Below are 10,266 nucleotides of genomic sequence, written 5' to 3'. Positions count from 1 at the left end.
CTCGACCGCGTCCGCGAGACCGACCTCAACGCCTACTCCCACCAGGACGTCCCCTTCGAAGGCCTGGTCGAGGCACTCAACCCGACGCGCTCCCTGGCTCACCACCCCCTCTTCCAGGTCATGCTCGCCTTCAACAACACGCCCCGATCAGCGATGGAGTTCGCGGGGGTGAAGGCATCCGTGCGGCCCGCGGGCTTCCACGCGGCGCGCACGGACCTGGCCCTGAGCCTGGCCGAACGGCACGGCGAGGACGGTTCCGCCGAGGGGATCTCCGGCTCGCTCACCTACCGCACCGATCTGTTCGAGCAGCACACGACGGCCGCGCTGGTGGAGCGGCTGCTGCGCGTGCTGCGTACGGTCGCGGCCGATCCCGACCGAAGCCTCGCCTCCGTCGACGTCCTGTCCGACGACGAGCGGCACCGGGTCCTCGAAGAGTGGAACGCCACGGCCGCTCCCCTGCCTCCGACAACGGTCCCCGAGCTGTTCCAGGCACAGGCCAAGGCCACACCCGACGCCATCGCCCTCATCGCCGACGGCACCCCCATCACGTACGACGAACTCAACACCCGCGCCAACCGCCTCGCCCGACTCCTGACCGAACGCGGCGTCGGCCCCGAGCACATCGTCGCCCTCGCCCTGCCCCGCTCACCAGAACTCATCACCGCACTCCTCGCCGTACTCAAAGCAGGAGCCGCCTACCTCCCCATCGACACCACCTACCCGGCCGAACGCATCCACCACACGGTCCAAGACGCCCACCCCACCCTCGTCCTCACCCACACCACCAACCCACCAGCCCTCTGGCCCCAGAACACCCCCACCCTCTGCCTCGACGACCCCACCGTCCGGGCACAGACGGCGGCACTGGACACCACCAACCCGCACACCACACCCGACCCCGCCCACCCCGCCTACGTCATCTACACCTCAGGCTCCACCGGCACCCCCAAGGGCGTCACCATTCCCCACCGGGCTCTTGCCAACTTCATGGACGACATGAGGGGCCGCGTCGGGGTCCGGGAGGGGGACCGGTTCCTGTCCGTGACGACGGTCGCGTTCGACATCGCCGGGCTCGAGATCTACCTGCCGCTCCTGTGCGGCGCCGGGGTCGTGCTGCCGGGCGCCACGGTGGCGAACGAGCCGCTCGCCATGGTCCAGCTGATCGCCGACGCCGAGGTCACCGTCGTCCAGGCGACGCCCTCGCTGTGGCGGGAGCTGGCGGCTGCGTCCGGTGGGACGGGCCTCGGTCTGCGCCGCGTACTGGTGGGCGGCGAGGCCGTCTCCGCGGACCTGGCGGAGACGCTGCGCGGTCTCGGTGAGTCGGTGACGAATGTGTACGGGCCCACCGAGACGACCATCTGGTCGACGGCCGCCGAGCTGGTCCGTGCCGAGGGCGGAGCCGCTCCGTCGATCGGCCGTCCGATCGCCAACACGCGGGTGTACGTGCTGGACGCCGCGCTGTGTCCCGTCGCGCCCGGCGTGCCCGGTGAGTTGTACGTGGCGGGGGCGGGGCTCGCCCGTGGCTATCTGAACCGGCCGGGGCTGACGGCGGAGCGGTTCGTCGCCGACCCGTACGGGCCGCCCGGGTCCCGTATGTACCGCACCGGCGACCTCGCGTCCTGGAACAGCGACGGCACCCTGTGCTACCTCGGCCGCACCGACGACCAGGTCAAACTACGCGGCTACCGCATCGAACTCGGCGAGATCGAAGCCGCGTTGACCGCCTGCCCCGGAGTGTCGAGCGCCGTCGCCCTCATCCGTGAGGACCGGCCCGGCGACCGACGCCTCGTCGGCTACGTCGTAACCGATGCTGACGCGGCCGCCGAACGCGCCGTCGACCTCGACCAGATGAAGCTCGACCAGGTGCAGCTCGACCAGGTGCAGAAGGCTCTCGCCGCGCGGCTCCCCGACCACATGGTGCCCACCGCCCTCGTCCCCCTCGACGCCCTCCCCCTGACCCCCAACGGCAAGCTTGACCGCACAGCGCTGCCCGCACCCGACTACGCCGGCGCCACCGGCCCCACCCGTGCCCCCAGCACCCCGCACGAGCGGATCATCGCCGGGCTCTTCGCCGAGGTCCTCGGCCTGGACGTCGCCCGGGTCGGCAGCGACACGAGCTTCTTCGCCCTCGGCGGGCACTCCCTGCTCGCCATGCGCCTGATCGGTCGGATCAGGGCCGCGCTCGGCGCGCAGTTGCGGCCCAGGGACTTCTTCGAGGCGCCCACCGTGGCCGGGCTCGCCGGGCGGCTGCGCGGGGCGGCGAAGGCGCAGGGCGACGTCCTGCTGCCGCTGCACCTGGAAGGGGACCGGGCGCCGATCTTCTGCGTCCACCCGGCGGGCGGTCACAGCTGGGGCTACTACCACCTCAAGGACCATCTGCCGCCGGGCCACCCGCTCTACGGCCTCCAGGCCCGCACGCTCCTTCAGGGCGCGGAGCCCCCGGCCACGCTCTCGGCGATGGCCGCGGACTACGTCGAGCAGTTGCGCTCGGTGCAGGCCAGCGGCCCGTACCACCTCGTCGGATGGTCGTTCGGCGGTCTCGTCGCCTTCGAGATGGCCACTCAACTGCAGGAGCAGGGCGAGGAGATCGCGCTCCTCGCCCTCCTGGACGCCTTCCCTGCCGCGGCGAAGAGCAACGCCGAGCCGGTGCCCGCGGACGAGGACAGCATGCTGCGGATGATCGCCGCGAACGCCGGTTACGATCCGGACGCCATCACCACCGTCCGTGCCGGTGAACCGCTGACACCGACCGCGTTGAGCGCGTTCTTCCAGCAGGTCGGCGCGGTGATGGCCAACCTGACGGCGGACGACCTGCGGACGTTCGCGCACACGCTGCGGCACAACGCGGGCATCGGTGCGGCGTTCGCACCCGGCACGTTCCGCGGCGATCTGCTCGTCCTCACCGCGGAGCTGGGGCGGGACGGGGCACGGACCGCTCCCGGCAAGGGCCGGAACGCCTGGGCGGCACACGTCAGCGGACGGGTCGACGAGCACCAAGTCCCGTGCTCCCACGACGACATGCTGCTGCCGCACATCCTGAAGCCGGTGGGCGAGATCCTCTCCCGCGCCCTTCCGAATCCGAACGACCAGAACCCTCTCCAACCATCAACACCTCCCACCAACCCCTCCCATCACCCCCTCACGGAGCTGACATGACGAACCCCTTCGAGAACCCGGACGGCACGTACGTGGTGCTCGTCAACGACGAGAACCAGCACTCGCTCTGGCCGATCACCGTGGACGTGCCCGCGGGCTGGACCGTCACGCACCCGAGCGACACGCGCGAGGCCTGCCTGCGCTTCATCGAGGAGAACTGGACCGACATGCGCCCGCGCAGCCTCGCGCAGCGCATGGCCGACAAGTAAGGAGATGGGGAAGAGCGTGGTGTCCCCGACCGCCCGTCCCGCAGCCGGCTACGACCGTGCGCGGCACGGCATCCACAATCTGCGCCGCGCCGAGGTCATAGCCGACCCCCGGCTCTACTGGAAGGCGATTTCCGAGCTTCCGCCCGTCTTCTACGACGAGGTGGGAGGCGTCTGGGTCTGCTCCGGGTACGCCGAGTCGGTCGAGATACTCGCCAACCACCGGGCGTTCTCGTCCGCGCGCCACCACTCCCCCGACGACCTGGCGGCGCGCGGCATGAGCGGCATCGTGCCGACCGCCGAAATGCTGTCCGCCCAGTTCCTCTTCAACGACCCGCCCGACCACACCCGGATCAGGAGCGCCCTGCGCGGCGAGTTCTCACCGGCCGCCATGGACCGGCAGGACCCGGCCCTGCGGGCGATCGCCGACCGGGTCCTCGACACGCTGCCCGACGCCGGAACCATCGATCTGGTACGGGACTTCGCGGAGCGGCTGCCCGAGCACCTGATGACCCATCTGCTCGGCATGGCGGGCCGCGGCGCGGAACTCACCGAGTGGGCAGACGCCTACGAGCGCATGCTCAGCAGCGTCTCCACCTTCCCCAGCCGAGCCGACCTGGAGACGGTCCCGCTCCTCGACAAGGCGCTCGCCGGGCTGCGCGCGCTGGCCGCCGAACGTCTCGCCGCGCCCGGTGACGACCTCGTCTCCGTCCTGGCGACGGCCCTGCGGGACGACTTCGCCGCAGGGCCCACCGGTGAGCCTGCCGCCGAGCTGCTCCACCTCGTCGCCGCCAACGCGCTCGTCCTGGTCGCAGGCGGCTACCAGACCCTGACGCACCTCGTCTCCAGCGGGCTGCTGCTGCTCGCCGACAACCCGGAGCAACTGCGGCGGCTGCGGCAGGACCCCTCGCTCGTCGACTCCGCCGTGGCGGAGGTGCTGCGGGTCGACGGGTCGAGCCAGTACGTGGGCCGGCACGCCGTGCGCGACATCGAGATCGGCGGGGCGCGGATGAGGGCCGGGGACGGAGTCCTCGTGCTGCTCGCCGCGGCCAACCTCGACCCCCGAAAGTTCACCGACTCCACCGCCTTCGACATCGCACGCGGCGAGGGCCGCCACCTCGGTTTCGGCTCCGGCCCGCACTACTGTCTCGGTGCGCCGTTCGCCGAGCGTCTGGCGCGCTGGGCGATCCTCGGCTTCATCGAGCGCTACCAGCGGTTCGGGCTCTCGCCGGTGGAGTCGGACCCGGTGGAGTGGGGGCCGCACTGCAACACGCGCTCCCGGCGCCGGGCGACGGTGCTCGTCGGCCGCACGCCCGAGACGGAGCCGACCGTCGAAGCGGTTCCGACGGTCGACGTCGTCCCGACGGTCGACGTGGTGGCCGCAGTCAAGACGGTCAGCGATCTCGAACGGCACCAGATCGTCGCCGAGTGGAACGACACCGGCGCCGACGACGGCGCCGCCCAGGTCTGCTGGCAGCTGCTCTTCGAGGAGCGCGCCCGGCTGGCGCCGGACAGCACGGCGGTCGAGGACGAGGGCGTCGCGTACTCGTACGCGGACATCGACGCACTGGCCAACGGGGCCGCGCACCGGCTCCGTGACCTGGGCGTGGAGCCGGAGACGGTCGTCGCGATCAGCATGGAACGCTCCGTGCGGCTCGTCGTCGCCATCCTCGCCGTGGCCAAGGCCGGAGGCGCCTTCCTGCTCGCCGCCGCCGACTGCCCCGGCGAGCGGCTGCGGACGATGCTGGAGCAGACGTCCGCGCGGCTCGTCATCGCCGACGACGCCACCGGTGACCGGATCACGGCTCTGGGCGTCCCCGCCGATGTCGTACGCCTCGATCCGGCGGTGCGCGCCTCCGCGCCGCCGATCACCGGCGTCGCGCCGGGCAATACCGCCTACGTCGTGTTCACCAGCGGCACCACCGGCCGTCCGAAGGCCATCGCCAACAGCCACGAGTCGCTGACGAACCTGCACATCGCCCAGCGCAAGGTGTTCCGGATCCGGCCGCGGGACCGGGTGCTGCAGTTCCTGTCGTTGAACTTCGACGGCTGCATATCCGAGGTCGTCCTCGCCCTGCTGTGCGGGGCGACGCTCGTCGTCGCGCGGACGGCGCAGCTGACCCCCGGCCCCCCGCTGCTGCGGCTGCTGCGCGAACGGCGGGTGAGCGCCGCCATCATGACGCCGTCGGTGTGGTCGGTGCTCGCGCACGATCCGCTGCCCAACCTGCGCGTCGCGGCCTTCGCGGGCGAGCGGCTGCCCGGCGCGCTCGTCCGCCGCTGGGCGGCGCCGGGCCGCAGGCTCCTCAACCTCTACGGGCCCGCCGAAGCGGCGGTCTGGTCCACCTGGCACGAGTGCGCCGGTGAGGACGACCCGCCGATCGGGCGCCCGGTCGCGGGCAAACGCGTCTACGTCCTGGACGAGGAGCACCGGCTGCTTCCGGCCGGAAGTCCGGGCGAGCTGTACATCGCCGGGACCGGCGTCGGCCGCTATCTGGGGCGCCCCGACCTCATGAGCGAATCGTTCGTGCCCGACCCGTTCGCGGGGCGGCCGGGACGGTTGATGTATCGCAGCGGTGACCTGTGCGTGTGGCGGGAGGACGGCTCCCTGGAGTACGTCGGCCGCCGCGACCGGCAGGTCAAGATCCGGGGGCAGCGCGTCGAGCTGTACGAGGTGGAGCGCGTGCTGGAGAGGGCGCCCGGGGTGGCCTCCTGCCACGCGGTCGAGCGTGACAACCGGCTGCACGCCTTCGTCGTGCCCGAGCGGCCCGGCTCCTGGGACGAGCCCGCGGTACGTCGCCATCTCGCGGAGCGTCTGCACGTCGGCATGATTCCGGCGGTGTTCACCGTCACGGAGCAGCTGCCGCTGACGTCGAACGGGAAGGTGTCCAACGGGAAGGTGCCGAACGGGGAGGCGCCGAACGGGAAGGTGCCGAACGGGGAGGTGTCTCACGGGACGGTGGGGCAGCGGTACGGGACGGCGACGCCCGTTCCGGAACCCGCGGTACCTGCCGCCTCCGCACCCGTGTCCACGCCGGACACCGGCGCGGGCCCCACCCGTGTCACGTGGGAGCTGGCCCAGCTGCTCTCGTCGTGCCTGCGGGTGCCGCAGGTCCAGGTGAAGCTGGACACCGACTTCTTCGCCGCAGGCGGTGACTCCCTGGCCATGGCCGAGTTCATGGCGGCCGCCGAGGACCGCTTCGGCCTGGTGATCGACATACAGCGACTGCTCGACGAGCCGACCCTGGCCGGACTGGCGCAGCTCGTGAGCGAGGGGCGAACGGTTCAGTGAACGGCTCAATGAACGACGCAGCGATACAGACCGGGGCCGGGACCGGGACCGGGACCGTGACCGGGACCGGCACAGAGCGGGCGAGACCCGTGGTCAGCACATGGGGAGACGGGACCGGGAAGACGGCTACGGCTACGACTACGACTCCGGCTGCCCGGCCCGTCATGATCGTGCACGGCTCGATGGACCGCGGCGACGCGTTCCGCCGTGTGGTCGACCACCTGGAAGGCCGTCCGGCCCTCGGCTACGACCGGCGCGGCTGGGGCAGTTCCCGCGCGCTCGGCGGCGCCGGCGTCGACTTCCAGGTGCACGTGCGGGATCTGCGTACGGCCCTGGCGGACCTCGACGTGCCGCCGATCGTGCTCGGCCACAGTTACGGCGCCCTGGTGGCCATGGCCGCCGCGGCCGCGGACCCATCGCGTGTCGCGGGGATCGTCGCCGTGGAGCCGCCGGTGCGGTGGCTGCCGTGGTGGCCCGCCGACGACCCTTGGGAGCGGACCGTACGGGCCGCCGCCGCGGAGGGCGGTCCGGAGCAGGCGACGCGGGCCATACTCGCCGAACTCCTGGGCCCGGCAAGCCGGTTGCATCTGGCACGCGCACAACCCGCCGACCTCGCGGCGGACGGGGCGGCCCTCATCTCCGAGATGACGGACCCGACGGTCGACGCGCCGAGCTTCGACCCGCTGACGTTCCCGGTCCCCACCGTGGTGGCGGCCGGATCGCGGTCGGCCGCGCACCACAGGGAAGTGGCCGAGCGGCTCGCCGAGCTGCTGCCGCACGGCCGGTTCGCCGAGATCACCGGTGCGGGGCACGCCGCGCACGTCAGCCATCCGCAGGAACTAGCCCGACTTGTACGAGAGATCGACATGATCGACGTGATCGAGGAGCAACACCGATGATGCCCAGTGCGCTTGAGAACTCCGTCTACGGACTCCTCTCCACTCCGGTGCTTCACACCGCCGTCGAGCACGGGGTGTTCACCTCCCTCATCGAGGACGGCCCGGCCACCGCCCCGCGCCTCGCCGAGCGCCTCGACGTCGACCAGGACACCCTGGAGCGCATGCTGCTCGTCCTGACGTCCCTCGGCGTCGTCGAGCGCGCGGCGGGCGGGGAGTACTCCCTGACCTCCGACGCCGTCCCGTTCCTCGACCGCCGCAACAGCCGGTACTTGGGCGGCTTCATCAAGCACCTCACGCTGGAGACCCGGGGTCGGCTCGACCGCCTCGACACGTACCTCTCCGAGGGAAAACCGGCCACGGAGGCATCGCCGTTCGACGATGTCTACCGCGACGCCGAGTCGTTGCGGGACTTCATGCGCGCCATGTGGGACCTGAGCTTCGGTGTGTCGCAGGAGCTGGCCGCGCTCGCCGGGATGGCGGGGACGAAGCACCTGGTGGACGTCGGCGGGGCCACGGGCCCGTTCGCCGTGGCGGCGCTGCTCACCGACCCCGCGTTGCGCGCCACCGTCTTCGACATGCCTGCGGTCGGCCCCTTGGTCGGCGAGGACGCGGAAGCACGTCCGGTCGCCGACCGCCTCGGCTTCGTGGGCGGCGACTTCTTCGCGGACGAACTCCCGCAGGGTGACTGCCTCGCCTTCGGCTACATCCTTTCCGACTGGGACGACGACACCTGCGTCACGCTCCTCCAGAAGGCCTATCGCGCGTGCCGGGCACCCGGCCGGGTCCTCATCATGGACCGCCTCTTCGAGGACGACCGCACCGGTCCGCTGGCCACCGCCGCGATGAACCTGGTGATGCACATCGAGATGGCCGGGAAGCACCGTACGGCCGCCGAGTTCATCGCACTCCTTGAGCGGGCCGGATTCGGCGACTGCGAGGTGCGGCGGGCGAGCGGCGAGAAGCACGTGGTCATAGGCCACAAGCGGCAGTCGTGAACGAGTGGCCGAAATCCCACGGGCGATCCCAGCAGAACGGAGCTTCCGCATGAATGGCGCACCACATCACGGGCACAATCTCCTTTTCCTCTGGAGCCCGCCGCGAAGCCTTTCCACCGCCTTCTTGAGGATGATGATAGAGAGGGGCGATCACCTCGTCATCCACGAGCCGTTCTCCAGCCTCGTGGTGCAGGGGTACGCCGTCGTCGAGGGAGACAAGATCTCTGACCAGCGTCAACTCCTGGACGCGCTCCAGGACATCGCGGCGCGCCGCCGGGTTTTCGTGAAGGAGACGACGGAGTATCGCTACGACATCGTCGACGCCCCGGAGTTCCCCAAGATCGGCTGTCACACTTTCCTGATCCGGGACCCCGAAGCGGTGATTCCTTCGCACTACGCGATGAAGCCGGACATCACCTGCGCCGAGATCGGCTTCGAGAACCAATTCGAAATATTCCGCACCGTGCACGAGAGCATCGGAGACTGCCCCGTGGTTTTCGCGGCGGAGAGGCTGGCCGCCGAGCCCGAGGCAGTGGTCCGGGACTACTGCGCCAGAGTCGGCATCGACTTCACGGAAGCACACCTCTCGTGGGAGCCCGAAAACCGCGAGGAGTGGAGCCGCACCAGGGAATGGCACGCGGACGCGGCGAAGAGCAAGGGCTTCCACTACGTTCCGCGCACCTATCCGGAAAGAGTGGAGAACAACGCGACGCTGGCGTCGTACTACGCGTACCAGTTCCCGTTCTACGAGCGCCTGCGGTCCTACCTGCCGGTGTGAACGGCATGACCGAATCCCTCCTCGGCATCTCCGACGGCGCCTGCTATCCAGAGAGAAGTTCACCGGCTCTCCCCTGAGGAGACTCGACATGTCGGATGAGGGAACTCGGCCCGTTGCAGGGCGACTTGACGGCAAAGTCGCCTTCGTTACCGGTGCGGCCGGTGGGCTCGGGCGTAGTCATCTGCGGCGGATGGCTGCGGAAGGTGCCGATCTCGTTGTCGTGGACATCTGCCGGTCAGTCGAAACCGTGCCCTATCCGCAGTCGACTCCGGAGGAGTTGGACGACGCGGTGGAGGAGGTGCGGGGTCTTGGGCGGCGTATTGTCGCGCGGCAGGCCGACGTGCGTGACCGGGACGGGCTTCAAGAGGCGTTCGACGCCGGGCTCGACGCGTTCGGGCGGATCGACGTCGTCGTCGCCAATGCCGGGATCGCGCCGCTGCTCGTGGAGGACAGGGTGCAGGCGTGGCACGACGCCATCGACGTCAACCTCACCGGCACCTTCCACACCGTCGAAGTGGCCATCCCCTCGATGGTCGCCGCCGGGCAGGGCGGGTCGATCGTCATCGTCAGCTCCACCGCCGGGATGGTCGGCATCGGTGGGGCCAGCAACGGCGGGCTCGGTTACGCCGCCTCCAAGCACGGCGTGGTCGGGCTGATGCGTACGTACGCCAACAACCTCGCACCGCACAGCATCAGGGTGAACTCCGTGCACCCCACCGGCGTCGCCACCCGGATGGTCACCGACCCCGCCATGGTCGAGTTCGTCGCCCAGGATCCGGTCCTGTCCGAGGGGGCGCCCAATGCCCTGCCGGTGGACATGGTCGAGGCGGTCGACGTGTCGAACGCCGTCCTGTGGCTGGCCTCGGACGAAGCCCGCTATGTCACCGGGGTGACGTTGCCCGTGGACGCCGGGTTCATCAATCGCCGCTGAGCCGCTGAGCCG

Annotated in this window: 7 protein-coding genes; all 7 read left to right on the top strand. The window is 70.7% G+C overall.

The genetic code is table 11. From position 1 onward, the window contains the following. On the top strand, positions 1 to 3,156 hold a 3,156-nt coding region (locus tag ABZ953_RS29230), incomplete at its 5' end, for an amino acid adenylation domain-containing protein (protein WP_361729740.1). Beyond that, positions 3,153 to 3,365 (top strand): MbtH family protein, encoded by a 213-nt coding sequence (locus ABZ953_RS29225; RefSeq protein WP_361729737.1) that lies wholly within the window; start codon positions 3,153 to 3,155, stop codon positions 3,363 to 3,365. The genes ABZ953_RS29230 and ABZ953_RS29225, both read left to right, overlap by 4 nt. 16 nt (positions 3,366 to 3,381) lie before the next feature. Next, entirely contained in the window at positions 3,382 to 6,651 is a 3,270-nt protein-coding gene (locus ABZ953_RS29220) for an amino acid adenylation domain-containing protein (protein WP_361729735.1), read from the top strand. 164 nt (positions 6,652 to 6,815) lie between these two features. Next, positions 6,816 to 7,550, top strand: a complete 735-nt coding sequence (locus ABZ953_RS29215) for an alpha/beta hydrolase (protein ID WP_361729732.1) — start codon at positions 6,816 to 6,818, stop codon at positions 7,548 to 7,550. Next, the gene (locus ABZ953_RS29210) at positions 7,550 to 8,545 is read left to right on the top strand and encodes a methyltransferase (protein ID WP_361729729.1); all 996 of its coding nucleotides are present in this window, start codon (positions 7,550 to 7,552) and stop codon (positions 8,543 to 8,545) included. Before ABZ953_RS29215 ends, ABZ953_RS29210 begins: the two co-directional genes overlap by 1 nt. 49 nt (positions 8,546 to 8,594) lie before the next feature. Continuing rightward, positions 8,595 to 9,323, top strand: coding sequence for a sulfotransferase family protein (locus tag ABZ953_RS29205; RefSeq protein WP_361729726.1), 729 nt, complete (start codon positions 8,595 to 8,597; stop codon positions 9,321 to 9,323). 88 nt (positions 9,324 to 9,411) lie between these two features. Further along, positions 9,412 to 10,254: a mycofactocin-coupled SDR family oxidoreductase gene (locus ABZ953_RS29200; protein WP_361729723.1), complete on the top strand. Its 843-nt coding sequence runs from the start codon at positions 9,412 to 9,414 to the stop codon at positions 10,252 to 10,254. The last annotated feature ends 12 nt before the right edge of the window (positions 10,255 to 10,266 follow it).

This window comes from Streptomyces sp. NPDC046465 (assembly GCF_040646035.1).
Taxonomy (GTDB): Bacteria; Actinomycetota; Actinomycetes; order Streptomycetales; family Streptomycetaceae; genus Streptomyces.
This window is presented reverse-complemented; position numbering and strand designations above follow the sequence as displayed.